The sequence below is a fragment of the Micromonospora echinospora genome, assembly GCF_014203425.1.
GTDB lineage: Bacteria > Actinomycetota > Actinomycetes > Mycobacteriales > Micromonosporaceae > Micromonospora > Micromonospora echinospora_A.
In genome coordinates, this window is record NZ_JACHJC010000001.1 from 6,628,155 (window position 1) to 6,646,536 (window position 18,382).

The window sequence follows — 18,382 nt, forward strand, 5'->3', positions numbered from 1 at the left end:
CGTGTCCTGCGACGGTCGACGGGAAAGAGGACACCGTGCCTCCTGCCGTACCAGGCCCGATTCTGCGCCGCCGTCGACTCGGCATCGAGCTGCGTCGGCTCCGCGAACAGGCCGGTCTGACCGGTGACCAGGTCATCGAGCGGATCGGCTGGGCCTCCGCATCCAAGTTGTCCCGCCTGGAGAACGGCCGCAGCCGGCCCGACCCGGACGACGTGGACGTGTTGTTGACGCTCTACGGCGCCGACGAGGAGCAGCGCGCGGACCTGACCGGGATCACCCACGAGGCCGGCGACATGCGCGGCTGGCTGCGCAACTTCCCGGTGATGACGCAGCAGCAGCGCGCCTTCGCCGAGCTGGAGGCCGGCTGCGCGGAGATCTCCGAGTACAACCCGGTGCTGGTCCCGGGGCTGTTGCAGACGCCCGGGTACGCCCGGCACCGGATCATGTCGGCCGCGCAGGTCGCTGGCGAGGCCGGCGACCAGGAGCACGAGGACCCGGAGACCGAGGTACGCGCGCGGCAGGCCCGCCAGTCGCTGCTGACCCGCTCCCCCGACGTGCCCCGGTACACGGCCGTGCTGGAGGAGGCCGCCCTCGGCCGGCGGGCCGGCCCGCCGGAGGTGCTGCACGACCAGCTCGTCCACCTGTGCGAGATGGCCCTGCTCCCGAACGTGACGTTGCTGCTGCTGTTGCGGGACACCCGGGTCGGCGACTGGTACCTTCCGCCGACCGCGTTCTCGGTCTACCGGTTCGCCGATCCGCTCGATCCGGAGACATTGGCCATCGAAGGTGGGTTCACCGACGTCATGTCGACCGAGGTGAACACCCTAAATCGCTATAAAGTGGTGTTCGAGTGGCTATGCTCGTCGGCACTCTCCGCATCGGACACCCTCTCCTGGTTGATCGAGGCGACAGGACGGCTGACCGGCACGGCAGTCGAGTCCACGGCGGTGTACGGGCCGGCAACGGCGCCGACCCAGCGCCGCCGGGACTCGGGGCGCCTCACCACGGAGCGGTGATCCGGCAGGACACCGTCCGCGCTCCGGCGTCGCTCGGTCCCATCGGAGCACCTCACCAGGAGCAAGCACCATGAACGAGATCCGTACCAGCACGACCGCCCTCTCGGGAGAGCTCGCCGGCGCCGCCTGGCGCAAGAGCACCCGTAGCCAGACCTCCAACTGCGTGGAGGTCGCGCCGCTCGGCAACGGGCCGGCGACCGTGGCGCTGCGGGACAGCAAGGATCCGAGCGGACCGGTCCTGCTGTTCAACCGGGCCGGTTGGCTCGGCTTCCTCGCCGGAGCGAAGAACGGTCAGTTCGATCTGGACTGATCCGGCGAACGTTCGGGGCCGTCGGCGTCACGCCGGCGGCCCCCTCGCATGTCCGGCCCCGACAACGGTGCTGACCTGGCATCCCCCGATCGGTCGAGCTGGCGCGTTCCACTTGTCGGGAGGACACATCGGCGTAACATGACGCGGGAGTGACGTGGAAGTTCCAGCGGGTAACCGTCCACTCTCCGGGGGACACCATGCGGTTCCTGATCGTCCGCACCGAGATCCGTACCGCCGCCGACGCCGACATCGCCGCCGCCTGGGCCGGCGGGGGCCGCCTGCGGGACGAGACGAGCACGCCGGAACCCCGCCGCCAGGTCGTCCACGCCGAGGACCGGGACGCCGCGCTCCTGCTCGCCCGCGCGCTGTCCGCCGTCGGGGCGGTACGCACCGGCCGGCACCGGGTCAAGGTGCTGCCCATCGAGGAGTCCGCACCCTGGCACCCGTACCGCTGGGACGGTGGATGACCGGACGCTGACGTCCGTCGTGGCCGGACCGGCTTCCCCCGCCGATTTTCGCCTCACCCGGCCACGACGGCCCGTGTTCCCGGCCCGCGACCGTCGCGGCAACGACGGTCCGGGCCGGGACCGTCTCCCACCCGGCCCTGTGTCCGCCCGGCCCAGGTCCGGCCCGCCCAGGTCCGGCCCGCCCAGGTCCGGCCCGCCTCGCCAGTTCGGGGAGGTGGCTGCATCCCACCGCCCTCGACCACACCACTTCCCCGAACTGGCACCGCGGCACCAGCCGAAACCCGCCAACCCGAGTGGCGGGCAGACATCGGGCGGGTCAGCAGTGGCCGTCGAGCCAGCGGTGCACCAGGAACAACGCGATCGACGACGGCGGCGGCAGGACCAGCCGGTCTCCCCCGCCCACCGGTACCGGCTCGCCGGCCAGCGCCGCCCCGATCTCCCGGCGGGTGAACCAGCGCGCGTGCGCGATCTCGGCCAGGTCGACCCGGATCGGCGCCTCCGCGTCGGCGCGGGCGAGGAAGCCGAGCATCAGCGAGCCGGGGAACGGCCAGGACTGGCTGCCGACGTACATGATCTCCTCGACCGGGACGCCGACCTCCTCGCGGACCTCGCGGAGCACGGCGGCCTCGGCCGACTCGCCGGGCTCGACGTATCCGGCCAGGCAGGAGTAGCGGCGCTGCCCGGGGGTGCGCGGCCAGGCCGCGTTGTTGCCGAGCAGGCAGCGGCCGTCCGCGCCGTCCGCGCCGTCGTGCACCAGCACGATCATGGCCGGGTCGGTACGCGGCCAGACCCGGTCGCCGCCCGGGTCGATCCTCGACCAGCCCGCCTCGTCGGCCCGCGTCGCCTTCCCCGTCGTGGACGAGTAGCCGTGCCGCAGGTGCCAGTTGAGCAGCGCCAGCGCGGTGGTGAACAGGCCCGCGTCCCGGTCGGTCATCAGGTGGCCCACCTCGCGCAGGTGCGCCGGGCGGGTCTCCGGCAGCGCCGGCAGCGGCAGGTCAACGGCGAAGACCGGCACGCCGTCCGGCTCGACGCCGAGGAACATCGGCACCGACCGCGGCACCTCCGGCAGGTCGCCGGGGCCGACCAGGACCAGTTCCGGCGGGGACGCCACGCCCCGGACCAGGGCACGCCCCTCGGCCGCCGAGTCGAGCACCAGCACCCGCGCCCGCTCCCACGCCTCGGCCAGCCAGGCCGGGTCGGTACGCCGGTGGGCGGCCCGGTCGAGCGTGGACCGGGCCAGCGGCGGCGCGGGCTCGCCGCTCATGCGGATTCCGTACGCACCGGTGTGAGCGTGGCGAGCGAGTCGGCCACCCGCTCGGCGTCGCCGAGCACGACGGTGATCGCGCGGGCCGGCGCCAGGTAGCGGGCGGCCACTTCGGCCACGTCGTCCACTGTCGCGGCGGCGAGCCGGGCGGCGTGCTCGGCGAGGAAGTCCAGCCGCAGCCCGCTGCCGGCGTACGCGCTGGTCAGGGACGCGAGCCCGGCCTGGGTCGACATGCCGAGCTGAAGCGTGCCGAGCGCGTACTGACGGGCCTGCTCCAGCTCGTCGGCCTTCGGCGGCACCGTGGCCAGCCGACCCAGCTCGTAGCTCGTCTCCACGAGCGCCGCCGCGGTCACCTCGGTGGCCACCTCGGCGCCGGCGATGAGCACCGAACCGGCCACCGAGTGCTCGACGAGCGAGTGCGGCCCGTACGTGTAGCCCTTGTCCTCGCGGATGTTCTCCACCCAGCGGGAGGAGAAGTAGCCGCCGAAGATGAGGTTCGCCAGTTGCAGCGCGGCGTGGTCCGGGTGGGTGCGCGGCACCGCGGGCAGGGCGAGGCGCAGCGAGGACTGCACCGAGCCGGGCCGGTCGACCAGCAGCAGCGGCCCGGGTTCCAGCGGCGGCGCGGGCGGCAGTTCGGCGACGTGCCCGTCGCCGCGCCAGCCGGCGAGCGCCTGCTCGGCCGCGTCCAGCGCCCGCTCCGGCTGTACGTCGCCGACGACCACGAGCACCGCCCCGGCCGGGTGCACCCGCTCGGCGTGCAGCCGCCGCAGCGCGGCCGGCCGGACCGCCCGGACCTGGTCCGGGTCGGGGGTCTGCACGGCGTACGGGTGGCGGCCGTACATCCGCTTGAGCAGCGCGGTGCGGGCCAGGTGCGACGGCTGGCTCTGGGCGACCTGGATGCGGTCGACCAGCCGGTCCCGTTCGGTCTCCACCCAGTCGGCCGGGTAGTTGGCGCCGGTGAGCACCTCGGCGAGCAGTTCCAGCATCCGGTCCAGCCCGGTGACCAGGCCGGCGCCGGAGAGCATCAGCCGGTCCGGGTCGAGACCGGCGGTCAGCCCTCCGCCGACCTTTTGCAGCTCGGCGGCGATCTCGGTGGCGCTGTGCGCCTGCGTGCCGGCGAGCATGGTCTGCGCCAGCATCGCGCCGCGCGCGAGGTGGGCACGGCCGAACGGCATCCAGAGCCGCAGTTCCACCAGCGGCACGGCGGACCGGCGTACCGCGATCACGGTGAGGCCGTTGCGCAACGTGCGCTCGGCCTGCTTGGGCACCTTGAGGCGGCGGTTCGGGCGCAGCGCCGGAAGCGGCCGGACGGTGGTGGCGGCGGTCGTACTCGTGCTCATCGGGCTCCTCCGGCGACGACCTCGACGGACGCGCGGCGCTCGGGCCGCAGGGTGGCGGCGGCGGCACGGACCTGGTCCTCGGTCACCGCGCCGACCAGCCGGGGCAGCTCGTTGAGCAGGCCCGGCTCGCCGCGCTGCTGTTCCAGCACCGCCATTCGCAACGCCCGGCCGAGCACCGCGTCGGTGTCGCGCAGCAGGTGGGTGGCCATCCGGGCCTGGGTACGCGCCAGCTCCCCCTCGGTCAGCCCGTCGGTCGCCAGCCGGTCCAGCTCCTCGTCGATCGTGCGCAGCACCTTGTCGACGTCGCCGCCGGGCGGCAGGTGCGCCTGGAGCAGCAGCGCGGTGGGGTCGCGCACGTCGAACGGGTCGCCCATGAAACCGACGTACCCGCCGAGGCTGGTGACCGACCGGTCGCGCTGCACCAGCCGCTCGACCAGCCGGGAGGCGTCGCCGTCGGTGAGCACCTCGGCCAGCACCACATAGGGCAGGTAGCCGGCGAAGTCGCTGATCGGGTCGGGCACCCGCCACGCGCCGGCCACCGCCGGGAGCGGGGCCAGCGCGTCGGTGTACGTGCTGCGCCGCTCGGTGGTCAGGTCGGGCTCGGCGAAGTCGGGCCGCTCCGGCGCGGGACGGGCCGGCACGTCTCCGAAGTGCCGCTCGATGAGCGTGGTCGCCTCGGCCACGTCGATGTCGCCGCTGACCGCGAGTACGGCGTTGCCGCTGGCGTAGTAGCGGCGGAAGAAGTCGGCGGCGTCGGCCACTGTCGCCGACTCCAGGTCGACGAAGGAGCCGTAGCCGTCGTGCGCGTTGGGGAAGGTGTCGAACATCACCGGGGGCAGCGTCAGCCAGGGGAACCCGCCGTACGGCCGGTTCAGCACGTTGACCCGGATCTCCTCCTTGACCACGTCGACCTGGTTGCGCAGGTTCTCCTCGGTCAGCCGGGGGCCGCGCATCCGGTCGGCCTCCAGGAACAGCGCGCGTTCCAGGGCGTTCGCGGGCAGAGTCTCGAAGTAGTCGGTGTAGTCCAGGTGGGTGGAGCCGTTGAACGTTCCGCCCGCGCCCTGGACGTGCCGGAAGTGGGCCAGCTTCTCCAGGTTCTCCGAGCCCTGGAACATCAGGTGCTCGAAGAGGTGGGCGAACCCGGTGCGTCCCTCCGGCTCGGAGCGGATGCCGACGTCGTAGACCACCGCCACCCCGATGACCGGGGCGCTGCGGTCCGGCGTGAGCACCACACGCAGGCCGTTGTCGAGGGTGAGTCGTTCGACCGGGTACTTCGTCGCTGGGATCTTCGCTCTCCGCGTGGGCACGAGATCGACATTAGCGCTTCCGTACCGGCTCTACCGCCGGTGTGCGGCGGCCCGCCGGACGGCGGGGCCGGGGGCCGACCGACCGGCCACGCCTTCTCCACCGAACAGGTGGGAATTATCGGGAAAGCCGAGGTCGCGGTCCCGACGCCCGGATCGGGTCTTGACGCCGCTCGACCTCTGCCCCAGTCTTCCTACCAACTAAATAGGAATACTGCGGATTGGACATTCGATGAGAGGGCTTCCCCTGCGCCGCCTGGTCACCCTGGCGACCCTGGCCGCGGTCGGCGCGGCCACGCTCGGCACCACCGCCGCCTGCGGCGAGGACAGCGACGCCGCCGGCGGGTCCGGCCCGGTGACGCTGCGCCTGGGCTACTTCCCCAACATCACGCACGCCCCGGCCGTGGTCGGCGTGGAAAAGGGGATCTTCAAGGAGAAGCTCGGCAGCGACGTCGAGCTGGACACGAAGACCTTCAACGCCGGCCCGGCCGCCATCGAGGCCGTCTTCTCCGGCGCGCTCGACGCCACGTACATCGGCCCGAACCCGACGGTGAACGCCTTCTCCAAGTCCAAGGGCGAGGCCGTCCGGGTCATCTCCGGCGCGGCGTCCGGCGGCGTCGCGCTCGTGGTCAAGCCCGGCATCACCTCGGTGGAGCAGCTGCGCGGCAAGAAGATCGCCACCCCGCAGCTCGGCAACACCCAGGACGTGGCGCTGCGCTTCTGGCTCAAGGAGAAGGGCCTGGAGACCACCAAGGAGGGCGGCGGCGACGTCAAGATCGTCCCGCAGGAGAACGCGCAGACGATCGAGACCTTCGGCAGCGGCGCCATCGACGGCGCGTGGGTGCCCGAGCCGTTCGTCTCCCGGCTGGTGAACGCCGGTGGCAAGGTGCTCGTCGACGAGCGTGACCTCTGGCCGGACAAGAAGTTCGTCATCACCAACCTGCTGGTCAGCACCAAGTTCCTCAAGGCGCACCCGGACGTGGTGAAGAAGCTGGTCGAGGGCCAGGTGGCGGCGAACGAGTTCGTCAACACCAAGCCGGACGAGGCGCAGCAGGCCATCTCCGCCCACATCGGCAAGATCACCGGCAAGCCGCTGGACCTCAAGCTGATCAAGCAGGCCTGGCCGACGCTGGAGTTCACGAACGACCCCATCCCGTCCTCGCTGAAGACCGGCCTGGACCACGCCGTCGCGGTCGGGCTGACCCAGCCGGTCGACCTGAACGGCCTCTACGACCTGAAGTACCTGAACGAGGTGCTGAAGACGCAGGGCAAGGCCGAGGTCAGCCAGCCGTGACGTCGACGAGCACGACCCCGCGCAGCGCGACCGGCTCGGTCGCGCTGCGCGGCGTGACCAAGGTGTACGGCCAGGGCGATCAGGCCGTCCTGGCGCTGGACGGATTGTCGTTGGACGTCGCGCCCGGCGAATTCGTCTGCATGGTCGGCGCGTCCGGCTGCGGCAAGAGCACGCTGCTCAACCTGGTCGCCGGCCTGGACCGGGCCAGCGGCGGCACGATCGAGCTCGGCGAGGGCATCAACCCGGGACTGATGTTCCAGGAGCCGGCGCTGTTCCCGTGGCTCACAGTCGAGGGCAACGTCGAGGTGCCGCTGAAGCTGCGTGGCCTGCCCCGCGACCAGCGCAAGGAGCGGGTGGCCGAGCTGCTGCGCACGGTCCACCTGTCCGAGTTCGGCCGCAAGCGTCCGCACCAGCTCTCCGGCGGCATGCGGCAGCGCGTCGCGCTGGCCCGCACGCTCGCGCTGGAGACGCCGGTGCTGCTGATGGACGAGCCGTTCGGCGCGCTGGACGCGATGACCCGCGACATCCTGCACGACGAGCTGGAGCGGATCTGGACCGAGCGCAAGCTCACCGTCCTGTTCGTCACGCACAACGTTCGCGAGGCGGCCCGGCTCGCCGATCGCATCGTGCTGCTCTCCAGCCGGCCCGGCCGGATCATCTACTCCACCGAGGTCGCCGTGCCGCGCCCCCGGCGGATCGACTCGCCGGAGGTCTCGGCCATCGCCGCCGAGGTCACCGACCGGCTGCGCAAGGAGGTGGGCCGGCATGGCCAGTGACACCCTGTCCGCGGCGGCGCGGGCCGACGCGGAGATCTCCGGGCTCGACGCGCTGGAGATCGCCGGCCGGGAGAAGGGCCCGTCCCGGGTACGCCGCCTGTGGTCGGCCACCTGGCCCAAGCTCGCCGCGCTCGCGCTCGCGGTGGCGATCTGGCAGGCGGTGGTCTGGTCCGGGTGGAAGGAGCCGTGGGCGCTGCCCGGCCCGGCCGTGGTCTTCGGCGACCTCGGGGAGTACCTGCTCAGCTCGGCGCTCTGGGAGGGCCTGGCCACCACGGCCCGGCGGGCGGCGGTCGGCTTCGCCGCCGCGGTGGCGGTCGGTCTGCTGCTCGGCCTGGGCGTGGCCCGGGTCAAGGTGCTCCGGGCCGCACTCGGCTCGATGATCACCGCGTTGCAGACCATGCCGTCGATCGCCTGGTTCCCGCTGGCCATCCTGCTGTTCCAGCTCAGTGAGCAGGCGATCTTCTTCGTGGTGGTGCTCGGCGCCGCGCCGTCGGTCGCCAACGGCGTCATCCACGGCGTGGACTACGTGCCGCCGCTGCTGGTCCGCGCCGGCCGCAACCTCGGCGCGCGAGGGCTGAACCTCTACCGGTACGTGATCGCGCCGGCCGCGCTACCAGCCATCGTGGCCGGGCTCAAGCAGGGCTGGGCGTTCGCCTGGCGCAGCCTGATGGCCGGTGAGCTGCTGGTGGTCATCGCCACCCGCACCTCGATCGGCGCTCAGCTCACCTACGCGCGCGAGCTGAGCGAGGCGCCGCGGCTGATGGCCATCATGATCGTCATCCTGGTGGTGGGTCTGCTGGTGGACACCGCGTTCGGGGCCGCCGACAAGGCGATCCGCCGCCGCTGGGGCGTGCTGGACCAGGCCGGCAACTGACGCCGTGTACATCTCCGCGCGCGCCGACTACGCGCTCCGGGCCATGCTCGCCGTCGCCGACGTCGCCGACACCACGGGTGACTCGGGGGCCGGTGGCGGCGAGCTGGTCAAGGCGGCGAGCCTGGCCGAGAGCCAGGACATCCCGCTCAGCTTCCTCCAGGGGATCCTGCTCGACCTGCGGCGGGCCGGACTGCTGCACAGCCACCGCGGCACCGAGGGCGGGTACGCGCTCACCCGTCCGCCGGACGAGATCAGCGTCGGCGACGTGCTGCGCGCGGTGGGTGGCGCGATCACCAGTGTCCGGGGCATTCCCGCCGACCGGGCCGGCTACCACGGCGTGGCCACCGGCCTGCGGGACGTGTGGCTGGCGGTGGACGGCGCGATCGCCCTGGTCGTGGACCGGACCACGCTCGCCGACCTGCTGAGCGACCGGGCCACGGCGCCCTGACGCGCGGGTTCGAGGCCGCCCGGGCTCTGGTTCACCGGATTTCCGCCCGGCCGCCCGCTGCCTGGCCGGAGAAGGTATGACTCTCGACCGATATGACTCTGAGGCATGAATATGCCTCAGAGTCATATCGGTTTTCGGGCATCGTCCTCCGCGACCGCTACGGGGCGTGAGAGGCGCTCATTCCGGGGGTGAAGCTGCGGGCGGCACCACGGTCCCGCGGGCCGTCGTCGGACGGCTGCCACGGCCCGAACGCGGCCACCGCGGCGAGCGCCAGGCCGGCGCCCGCCACCGCGAGCACCAGCAGCACTTCCCGTGCTCCGCCTGAGCCTACGTCCCCCGCCATGACCGCTCCCTCCACGTCCGGCCGACCCCCCGACCGGTTCTCCGCGCGACAGCATCACCGTCACGCGGCGGACGCACAATCGGGCAGCCGACCGAACATCGACTGATTCCCGACTCAGGAACGAACGCTCGGCCCGATCGGAGGCGAGCCGGTCAGGCGGGGCCCGGACAACGCAGGCCGACCGGACGCGAGGCCGCTCGGGCGCGGCCCGCACATACGCGAGGCCGACCAGACGGGAGGCCGGTCGGACGACGGGCCGCAGTCAGCGGCGGCGCGGGCGCCGACGGGGCCGGGTCGCCGGGGCGGGGTGCGCGGCGGCGGGCGCGATGATGGTCACCGGCACACCGGACGGCTCGCGGGCGCCGGTGAGCCGGCTCAGCTCGCTGTCGCCGGCGCGTACCCGGGTGTTCTTGGGGTTGATGCCCGCGGTGCTCATCAGCCGGGCGACGTCCCGGCGCTGCTCCGGCAGCACCAGTGTGACCACGGTGCCCGACTCGCCGGCCCGCGCGGTCCGGCCACCCCGGTGCAGGTAGTCCTTGGCCTCGGCGGGCGGGTCGGCGTTGACCACCAGGTCCAGCCCGTCGACGTGGATGCCCCGGGCCGCCACGTCGGTGGCCACCAGCGCGGTGACCTGGCCGGTGCGGAACTGCTCCAGGATGCGGGTGCGCTGCGGCTGCGACTTGCCGCCGTGCAGCGCCGCGGCGCGTACGCCCTTGGCGAGCAACTGCCGGGCCACCCGGTCGGCGCGGTGCTTGGTGGCGATGAAGACGATGGTGCGGCCCTCGCGGGCGGCGATGTGGGCCAGCGCGGCCTGCTTGTCGTCCGCCTCAAGGTGCAGCACGTGGTGGGTCATCGCGGTGACGGTGGCGGTGCCCGGGTCGACGGAGTGCGTCACCGGGTTGGCCAGGAAGCGGCGGACCAGCCGGTCCACGCCCCCGTCCAGGGTGGCCGAGAAGAGCATCCGCTGCCCACCCGGCGCGACCTGCTCCAGCAGCTTCGTCACCTGCGGCAGGAAGCCCATGTCGGCCATCTGGTCGGCCTCGTCCAGCACGGTGATGGTCACCTGGTCCAGCCGGGCGTCCCCGCGGTCGATCAGGTCGTGCAGCCGACCCGGGGTGGCCACCAGTACCTCGGCGCCGGCCCGCAGCGCGGCCGCCTGCCGGGTCAGGGAGAGCCCGCCGACCACTGTCGCGCAGCGCAGCCCGAGCGTGGCCGCGTACGGGGTGAGCGCGGCGGTGACCTGCGCGGCCAGTTCCCGGGTGGGTACGAGCACCAGCGCGAGCGGGCGGCCCGGGCGCGCCCGGCGACCGGCCGTACGGTGCAGCATCGGCAGCCCGAACGCGAGAGTCTTGCCGGAACCGGTACGGCCCCGGCCGAGCACGTCCCGGCCGGCCAGGGAGTCCGGCAGCGTGGCCGTCTGGATCGGGAACGGCGCGGAGATGCCCTGCGCGGCCAGCTCGGAGATGAGCGCCGGAGCCAGGCCGGTGGCGGCGAACGTGGGCAGGGTCGTGGTCATGCGGAAAGCCTTCCTCGAGGCGGCACGTGTCGAGGAAGGGCGCCGGGCTGCGGCGCGTCACCGGCGTCACCGGTGGTCACAAGCACGAACCGAAAGGGACGGGCCGGCCCAGCAGAGGCGGGCCGGCCCGTGCACCGCGCCCGAGAGGGCGCGGTGGTGGTACCGGTTGATCCGAAGATCAGAGCGGGCGGATGTTCTCCGCCTGCGGGCCCTTCTGGCCCTGGGTCACCTCGAACTCGACCCGCTGGTTCTCGTCCAGGCTCCGGTAGCCGGAGGTCTGGATCGCCGAGAAGTGGGCGAAGACGTCGGCGCCGCCGTCGTCCGGGGTGATGAAGCCAAAGCCCTTGTCAGCGTTGAACCACTTGACGGTGCCAATTGCCATGTGTTTCGTCTCCTTGACGGAACGGTCGGCCCGCACGTGTTGCGGGCCGGAGAGGAGCACCCCGCGCGTGGAATACGCGGCGTGCTTGTCGCTGCTGGTCGCCCCGCCCGGAGAACTCCGGACACAACAAAGAGCGCCTGGGGCCACAATCCGCCAGGCGCACACAGAGTCTCTGGAAACCAAAACTGCAACCCGGACAACGTATCACGGATTCGTGCGCTGCGGGAGACCTCCCGGGATTTCCGGCACGGCGGCCACCAGATCGGCCAGCCCTTCCGCGTCGAGCAGGTCGGCTGGGCGGACGGTGGCGGAGTCCCGGACGTAGTGGAACGCGGCGCCGACCCGCTCCACCGGCACCCCGGCCAGTTCCGCCCAGGCCAGCCGGTAGACCGCCAACTGCACCGCCGCCGCGTCGGCCTCCCGGCCGGTGGGCTGCCGCCCGGTCTTCCAGTCGACCACGTCGTACCGCCCGCCGGGGCGGGCGAACACGGCGTCCATCCGGCCCCTGATCACCACCCCGGCGACGACGGTGGCGAACGGCACCTCCACCTCCACCGGCACCCGGTCGGCCCACTCGCTGGCCAGGAAGCGCTCCTGCAACTCGGCCAGCGCCTCGTCCGGGGCCGCGTCCTCGTCCGCCGCGCCGGGCAGCTCATCCACGTCGAGCAGCCGGTCGGCGCCGAAGCGTTGCTCCAGCCAGGCGTGGAACGCGGTGCCGCGCCGGGCGTACGGTGTCGGTTCGGTGGGCATCGGGCGGCGCAGCGTCCGGGCCAGCGCCTCCGGGTCGCGGCGCAACGCCACGAGCTGGGTCACCGAGAGCTGGCCGGGCAGCTCCACCTCGACAGCCTCGGCCTGCCGGGCCAGCTCCGCCCGCTCGGCGAGCAGCAGCTCGGCCTCGCGCCGCCAGCGCGCCACCTCGGCGTCCTCCGCCGCGCCCGTGGTGGCGAGCAGCGCCGCCTCGCGCCGGGCCACCTCCGGGTCGGCGAGGTACCGGCGGACCAGCGCCGCCGCCTCGGTGAGCGCGGGACGGCGGGCCCCGAGCGGGTCGGCCGGCCACTCGGCCCGCAGCACAGTCTCGGTGGTCGGGTTCACCGCGTCACCGGCCGGCTCGGGCGTCCAGGCGTCGACCACGTGGCCGTCCGGGTCGGCCAGGCAGGCGTCGTGCACCTCGCGCAGGAAGACCGACGGGCCCCGGAACCGCTTGGTCCCCTCCCCCCACCAGTAGCCCGAGCAGAGCAGCAGGCGGCGAGGTCGGGTCACCGCCACGTACGCCAGCCGGCGCTCCTCCCGCTCGTCGTGCGCCCGCCAGGCATCGGTGAACTCGGTCAGCGCCCGGGCCACCCCGCGCTGGTCCTCGGCCTCCGGCAGGGCCAGCTCGGGCAGCCCGTCCGCGTCGCCGCGCAACGGGAACGGCAGCACGCCGAGCCCGCCCAGCCAGTGGTCGGAGTTGCGGACCGGCCCCGGCCAGACGCCCCGGGTCATCCCGGCGACCGCCACCACGTCCCACTCCAGGCCCTTCGCGGCGTGCGCGGTGAGCACCTGCACCGCGCCGGACACCACCTCGACCTCACCGGGCGCCAGCCCGCGCTCCTCGTCCTCGGCCGCGGCCAGGTAGGCGAGGAAACCGGCGAGCGTCGCGCCGGGCGTCTCACCGCTGAACCGGGCCGCGACGTCACCGAGCGCGTCCAGGTGCGCGCGGGCCAGCCCGGCGTCGCCCGCGCCGTCCCGGCCGGCCCGGACCGCCACCTCGACGTCGAGGCCGATGGTCCGCTCGATGTCCGCGATCAGTTCCGGCAGCGACTGGTCCAGGCGGTAGCGCAGCAGCGCCAGCTCCATCCCGTACGAGCGCAGCCGCGCAAAGCCCTCAGCCGAGTACGCCTGCGCCGGCCCCAGGTCGGCGAGCGCCTCCACGAGCGTCGCCTCGTCCAGCGCGTCCACGGTGATCTCCGGGCCCTCGTCCCCGGTCAGCTCCCGGCGGCCGCGGGCGATCGCGCGGGCCCGGCGGTGCAGGGTGACCAGGTCACGCGGGCCGATCCGCCAACGCGCGCCGGTGAGCAGCCGCAGCAGCGCCGCGCCGTCGGTCGGGTCGGCGAGCACGCGCAGCGTGCACACCACGTCCCGTACCTCCGGGGTGTCCAGCAGCCCGCCCAGGCCGACCACGTCGACAGGCAGCCCGCGGGCACGCAACGCCGCCTCGATCGCCGGGATCTGGCTGCGCACCCGCACCAGCACCGCCGTGGTGGGGCGGCGGTCGGCCGGGATGTGCTCGGGCAGCGCGCCCGGCATCCCGGCCGCGCCCCGCCACGCCGCCAGCACGCTGTCCGCGATCCAGTCGGCCTCGTCGGCGTACGTCTCCAGCAGCGCGCAGTGCACGGTGCCGGCGGCCTGCCCGCCCGGAGTGCGATGCGGGATCGGGTCGCGGACGCTGAGCGCGGCGTGCAGTTCCGGCACCCGGGCACCGGCCGCCCGCAGCGGCACCGACAGCGCGTTTGCGACGCCGAGGATCTCCGGCCGGTTGCGCCAGCTCGTGGTCAGGCTGAGCACGTCGGCAGGCCTGCCGTCGGCGCGGGCGAACTCGGCGGGGAACCGGTCGAGCGTGCCGGCGCTGGCGCCGCGCCAGCCGTAGATGGACTGGCACGGGTCGCCGACCGCGGTGACCGGGTGGCCGCCGCCGAAGAGCGCGTTGAGCAGCACCACCTGGGCGTGGCTGGTGTCCTGGTACTCGTCGAGCAGCACCACCCGGAACCGGTCCCGCTCGATCACGCCGACGCCGGGGTGGTCGCGGGCCACCCGGGCGGCGCGGGCCAGCTGGTCGGCGAAGTCCATCGCCTCGAAGTCGTCCTTGCGCCGGGCGTACGCGCGCACCAGCGGCAGCAGCTTCAGCCGGGTCCGCTGGAGCTGGAGCGCCTTGCGCACGTCGGCGTAGACCCGGCCCGGCCGGGACTGCACCTCGGCGAAGAAACGGCCGGTCCAGGCGGCCAGCGCGTCCGGGTCGACCAGGTGCTCGTCCAGCTCACCGGCGAGCGCCAGCACGGCGTCGGTGATCGTGGACGGCATCCGGTCCACCTCGGACATGTCGCCGTCGTAGTTGCGTACCAGCAGGTCGACAAGCTGCCAGCGGGACGCCTCGGTGAGCAGCCGGGTGGTCGGCTCGTACCCGGCGCGCAACCCGTGCTCGGTGACGATCCGCCCCGCGTACGAGTGGTACGTGGACACCGTCGGCTCGCCCGCCAGCGGGTCGTCGTGCGGGTCCCGCCCCTGCCGGCCGAGCCGCCGGATGAGCTGGTCGAGGCGGGTCCGGACCCGGTTGGCCAGCTCACCGGCCGCCTTGCGGGTGAAGGTCAGGCCGAGGATGTGCTCGGGGCGTACGTAGGAGTTGGCGACCAGCCACATCACCCGCGCCGCCATCGTCTCGGTCTTGCCCGAGCCGGCGCCCGCGACGACCAGCAGCGGCTCCACCGGCGCGGCGATGATCGCGGCCTGCTCCCGGGTGGGCGCGGGCAGCCGCAGCAGCCGGGCCAGCTCGACAGGCGTGTAGCGGGGCCCGGCGTCGGCGGTACGCGGCGCGGGCGTGGCGGAGGCGCCGAACAGCGCCGGTTGAACAGTCATGGTCCGGTCCTTGTTCGCGACTGCGCGGCTCGCAGAACCGGCTCACTCCTCGCGCTCACGGCTGACCCTCCGGGGGTGGCTCGACCACCTGGCGGCCCTGACCGGAGACCGGGCAGCTGGTGCGGACCGGGCAGACCCGGCACTTGGAGTTGGCCACGGCGGCGAACGTCGAGGCGGCCATCGTCTCGGCGGTACGGCGAACCAGCGCGGTGGCCCACCCGGCCTCCGGCCCCTCCCCGGCCGCTGCCTGGGTCTGCTCCTTCGCGTCCCGCGCTCCGGTGCCGAGCTGCACAAGCGCGGCCCCGCCCGGCTCCTCGCCGAACTCGGCGAACCCGCCCGCCTCCACCGCCGCCTGGTACGCGCCGAGCTGCGGATGCTCGGCCACCTCCCGCTCGGTGACCGCCGTCGACTTGCCGGTCTTCAGGTCGATCACCACGAGCCGCCCCTCGGCGTCGACCTCCAGCCGGTCGACCCGGCCGGTCAGCTGGATCGGGCGGGCCGGGTCGTCGAGGCGGACCGCGAACTCGTGCTCGATCGCGAGCAGCCGGCGCGGGTTGCCGGCCAGCCAGCGCAGCAGCTTGTCCACCATCGCCTCGGCGCGCTGCCGCTCCGGGCCGGCCATCCACCGGGCGGCCAGCTCGATCGCGTCGAACCGGGCGGCCACGTACTCCAGCAGCGCCTCCCGGTCGACGCTGGCGTCCTCGGCCAGCATCGCGGCGGCGTGCACCAGGTTGCCGACGCCCTGCGCGGCGCTTGCCGGCGGGCTACCGCCGTGCCGTTCCAGCAGCCAGCGCAGGCTGCACCGCAGCGCGCTCTCCATCGCCGACGGCGTGACCCGCACCGGCTCGCCCTCGTCGACCAGCGGCCGGTCGTCGGAGAGGCCACGCAGCCCCCACCAGTCGTCCGGGTGCGCGCCGGGCACCCCGGCGGCGGCCAGCCGCGCCAGCTCACCCGCCGCCGCGTGCCGCCGGGTGACCGGCGCCGCCGGGTCGGTGACCGCGGTACGCAACTCCGCCACCAGCGCGGACAGGGTGAGCCCGCGCGGCGGCAGGGTGACCGGGAGGGCGGTCGGCGGCCCGTCCTGCGGATGCTCGTCCCCGTGCGGCACCGGCCCGTCCGCGGCTTGCCCTCGGGTGGCCGGGCCGGCCGGGCCGGTCGGGTTCGGGCCGGTTCCGCCGGTGGCGGGCGGGTCGGCGGCGGCGAGTTCGTGCAGGAAGCGGCTCGGCTGCTCCTCGTGGTCGTCCCCGCCGACCGCCGCGGACGCGACAGCGGTGACCAGCAGCCGCCGCCGCGCCCGGCTGATCGCCACGTGGAACAGCCGCCGTTCCTCGTCCAGCAGCGCGGACGTCTGCCCGACCAGGCTGGCGCGCAGACCGGCGCCGTCGGCCCGGCCGGCCAGCACGTCGACCAGGCGCTCCGAGCCGAGCAGGCTGCCGCGCAGGCGCAGGTCCGGCCAGACGCCCTCCTGCACCCCGGCCACCGCGACCAGGTCCCATTCCAGGCCCTTCGCGGCGTGCGCGGTGAGCAGGCGTACCGCGTCGCCCCGGTCGGCGGCGGCGGCGAGCGTGTCGGCGGGCAGCTCCTGCCCGAGGACGTGGTCGAGGAACACCTCGGTACGCGCGCCGGGCAACCGGTCGGTGAACCGGGCCGCCGCGTCGAAGAGCACGAGTACGGCGTCCAGGTCACGGTCGGCGGCCTCGGCCCGCCACCGCTGGGCGGTCTCGTGCTCGCCGGTGGCCGCCCGCCCTCGGGTGATCGCCCCGGCCCAACGCTCGGCCAGCCCGCTCTCCCGCCACACCGCCCAGAGCACGTCCTCGACTGTCGCGCCCGGGGCGGCGGCGGCCTGCCGGGCGGTCTCCAGCAGGTGCGCCACGGCCTGCGCGGGGGCCGCCCAACGGCGCTCGATGGTGGACAGCTCGGCCGGATCGCGCAGCGCCTCCACCAGCAAGTCGCCGGAGGGACGGCGGTCGCCGCCGGCCAGCGCCAGCGCCCGCAGGCCCTGACGCAGCCGCCGCTCGGCCAGCGGGTCGGCCCCGCCCAGCGGCGAGTGCAGCAGCGCTACCGCCGCCTCCTCGTCCAGCCGGTCCGGTTCGAGCGCGCAGCGCAGCAGGAGCAGCAGCGGGGCCACCGCCGGCTGGAGGTGCAGCGGAAGGTCCTCGCCGTGCACGACGGTCGGCACGCCGGCCGTGTGCAGCGCGCGCCGCAGCGAGGGCAGTTGCCGGCCGGTGGAGCGGACCAGCACCGCCATCCGGGACCACGGCATGCCGTCGAGCAGGTGCGCCTCGCGCAGCGCGTGCGCCAGCCACGCCGACTCGCTCGTGGCCGAGCGGAACGTCCGCACCTCCACGGCGCCGGCCGGCGCGCCGGGAAGCGGGCGCAGCCGCCGGTGCGCCGCCGGGCCGCGCAGCCGACGGGCCAGCCGGGCGGTGGCCGCCAGCAGCTCCGGCCCGGCCCGGTACGAGGTGGTCAGCGTGATCTGGGCCGCGGGCGCGCCGGAGGCGGTCCGGAAGCGGTGCGGGAACGTGGCGACCCCGGCCGGATCGGCGCCCCGGAAGGCGTACGTGGACGAGTCCGGATCGGCGAACGCCACCAGGGACCGGCCGCCCCCGGCCACCACGGCGAGCAGGTCGAGCTGCGCCGGGTCGGTGTCGGCCAGCTCGTCGACGTAGACGTGGGTCAGGCGGCGGCGCTCGGCGGCGAGCAGCTCGGGATCGTCGAGCAGCATGCCGGTGGCGGCACGCACCAGCTCCGCCGGGTCGTACGCCACCGAACCCCTGTTGCTCACGTCACGCAGCGCGAGCACGGCGACGTACTCGCGGAGGAAGCGGGCGGCGGCCGGCCAGTCGGCGCGGCCCAGCTTCTCGCCCAGCCGGGCCAGCTCCACCGGCCCGACACCGCGCTCCGCGGCCCGCATCAGCAGGTCGCGGAGCTGCTGGGCAAAAGCCCGGGTACGCAGCGCGGGGCGCAGGTCCTCCGGCCAGCCGACCGGGTCGTCGCCGGGCTCCTCCCCCACCACGTCGAGCAGCTCACGGATGATCAGATCCTGCTCCGGGCCGGTGAGCAGCCGGGGCGAGGGCTCGCCCCGTTCGGCCGCGGCGCGGCGGAGCAACCCGAAGGCGTACGCCGGGAACGTGCGCACCAGCGGCTCGCGGATCACCCGGTGTCCGTCCCCGGCGATACGCGCCTCGATCCGGTGGCGCAGCTCGGTGGCGCCCCGCCGGCCGAAGGTGAGCACCAGGATGCGCTCCGGGTCGACGCCCTCGGCCACCCGTGCGGCGACCGCCTCGACGAGCGTGGACGTCTTGCCGGTGCCGGGACCACCCACGACGAGCATCGGCCCGTCGGTGTGCGCGACCACCTCGGCCTGCACCGGATCGACCCGGCGCGAAATGTTCGTGCCTTCCCCGGCCCCGATCCGCGGCGTGCCGCTCCCGCTCGA

General features: G+C 74.2%; 15 protein-coding genes. 7 read left to right on the plus strand and 8 right to left on the minus strand.

Annotated elements, in window-relative coordinates; translation table 11 throughout:
- Positions 1-35 precede the first annotated feature (35 nt).
- The 3 genes from FHU28_RS29830 (at position 36) to FHU28_RS29840 (ending at position 1,793) form a co-directional block, all read left to right on the plus strand.
- Positions 36-1,016, plus strand: coding sequence for a helix-turn-helix domain-containing protein (locus FHU28_RS29830; RefSeq protein ID WP_184688301.1), 981 nt, complete (start codon positions 36-38; stop codon positions 1,014-1,016).
- Between the two features lie 70 nt (positions 1,017-1,086).
- On the plus strand, positions 1,087-1,326 hold the full coding sequence (locus tag FHU28_RS29835; RefSeq protein ID WP_184688303.1) for a DUF397 domain-containing protein: 240 nt from the start codon (positions 1,087-1,089) through the stop codon (positions 1,324-1,326).
- 197 nt (positions 1,327-1,523) lie between these two features.
- Positions 1,524-1,793: a hypothetical protein gene (locus FHU28_RS29840; RefSeq protein WP_184688306.1), complete on the plus strand. Its 270-nt coding sequence runs from the start codon at positions 1,524-1,526 to the stop codon at positions 1,791-1,793.
- Positions 1,794-2,109: 316 nt separating this feature from the next.
- On the opposite strand, the gene nudC is transcribed toward FHU28_RS29840, so the two are convergent.
- Genes nudC through FHU28_RS29855 form a run of 3 tightly spaced genes read right to left on the minus strand, consistent with a single transcriptional unit; the run spans position 2,110 to position 5,704 of the window.
- Positions 2,110-3,057: an NAD(+) diphosphatase gene (nudC, locus tag FHU28_RS29845; protein ID WP_184688309.1), complete on the minus strand. Its 948-nt coding sequence runs from the start codon at positions 3,055-3,057 to the stop codon at positions 2,110-2,112.
- Complete coding sequence (locus FHU28_RS29850) at positions 3,054-4,397, minus strand: M16 family metallopeptidase (RefSeq protein ID WP_184688311.1); 1,344 nt, start codon at positions 4,395-4,397, stop codon at positions 3,054-3,056. The genes nudC and FHU28_RS29850 overlap by 4 nt, the downstream gene beginning before the upstream one ends.
- On the minus strand, positions 4,394-5,704 hold the full coding sequence (locus FHU28_RS29855; RefSeq protein ID WP_184688313.1) for a M16 family metallopeptidase: 1,311 nt from the start codon (positions 5,702-5,704) through the stop codon (positions 4,394-4,396). Before FHU28_RS29855 ends, FHU28_RS29850 begins: the two co-directional genes overlap by 4 nt.
- 229 nt (positions 5,705-5,933) lie before the next feature.
- On the opposite strand from FHU28_RS29855, the gene FHU28_RS29860 reads away from it, so the two are divergent.
- From FHU28_RS29860 to FHU28_RS29875, 4 genes are read left to right on the plus strand one after another with little or no spacing between them, the layout of a single operon-like run.
- Entirely contained in the window at positions 5,934-6,995 is a 1,062-nt protein-coding gene (locus FHU28_RS29860; protein WP_184688315.1) for an ABC transporter substrate-binding protein, read from the plus strand.
- Entirely contained in the window at positions 6,992-7,771 is a 780-nt protein-coding gene (locus tag FHU28_RS29865; RefSeq protein ID WP_184688318.1) for an ABC transporter ATP-binding protein, read from the plus strand. Before FHU28_RS29860 ends, FHU28_RS29865 begins: the two co-directional genes overlap by 4 nt.
- Positions 7,761-8,645 (plus strand): ABC transporter permease, encoded by an 885-nt coding sequence (locus FHU28_RS29870; RefSeq protein WP_073828782.1) that lies wholly within the window; start codon positions 7,761-7,763, stop codon positions 8,643-8,645. The genes FHU28_RS29865 and FHU28_RS29870 overlap by 11 nt, the downstream gene beginning before the upstream one ends.
- 4 nt (positions 8,646-8,649) lie before the next feature.
- Positions 8,650-9,093 carry an RrF2 family transcriptional regulator gene (locus tag FHU28_RS29875; protein WP_184688320.1) on the plus strand — a complete coding sequence of 148 codons (444 nt, stop codon included), beginning with the start codon at positions 8,650-8,652 and terminating at the stop codon, positions 9,091-9,093.
- Between the two features lie 157 nt (positions 9,094-9,250).
- Here FHU28_RS29875 and FHU28_RS29880 read toward each other — a convergent pair whose 3' ends face one another.
- From FHU28_RS29880 to FHU28_RS29900, 5 genes are all read right to left on the minus strand, one after another.
- The gene (locus FHU28_RS29880; protein ID WP_184688322.1) at positions 9,251-9,436 is read right to left on the minus strand and encodes a hypothetical protein; all 186 of its coding nucleotides are present in this window, start codon (positions 9,434-9,436) and stop codon (positions 9,251-9,253) included.
- A gap of 262 nt (positions 9,437-9,698) precedes the next feature.
- The gene (locus tag FHU28_RS29885) at positions 9,699-10,952 is read right to left on the minus strand and encodes a DEAD/DEAH box helicase (RefSeq protein ID WP_184688324.1); all 1,254 of its coding nucleotides are present in this window, start codon (positions 10,950-10,952) and stop codon (positions 9,699-9,701) included.
- Between the two features lie 178 nt (positions 10,953-11,130).
- On the minus strand, positions 11,131-11,334 hold the full coding sequence (gene cspE / locus FHU28_RS29890) for a transcription antiterminator/RNA stability regulator CspE (RefSeq protein WP_013288421.1): 204 nt from the start codon (positions 11,332-11,334) through the stop codon (positions 11,131-11,133).
- A gap of 204 nt (positions 11,335-11,538) precedes the next feature.
- Positions 11,539-14,943 carry an ATP-dependent helicase gene (locus tag FHU28_RS29895; protein WP_184688326.1) on the minus strand — a complete coding sequence of 1,135 codons (3,405 nt, stop codon included), beginning with the start codon at positions 14,941-14,943 and terminating at the stop codon, positions 11,539-11,541.
- 55 nt (positions 14,944-14,998) lie between these two features.
- Positions 14,999-18,277 (minus strand): ATP-dependent helicase, encoded by a 3,279-nt coding sequence (locus FHU28_RS29900; RefSeq protein ID WP_376700884.1) that lies wholly within the window; start codon positions 18,275-18,277, stop codon positions 14,999-15,001.
- Positions 18,278-18,382 lie beyond the last annotated feature (105 nt).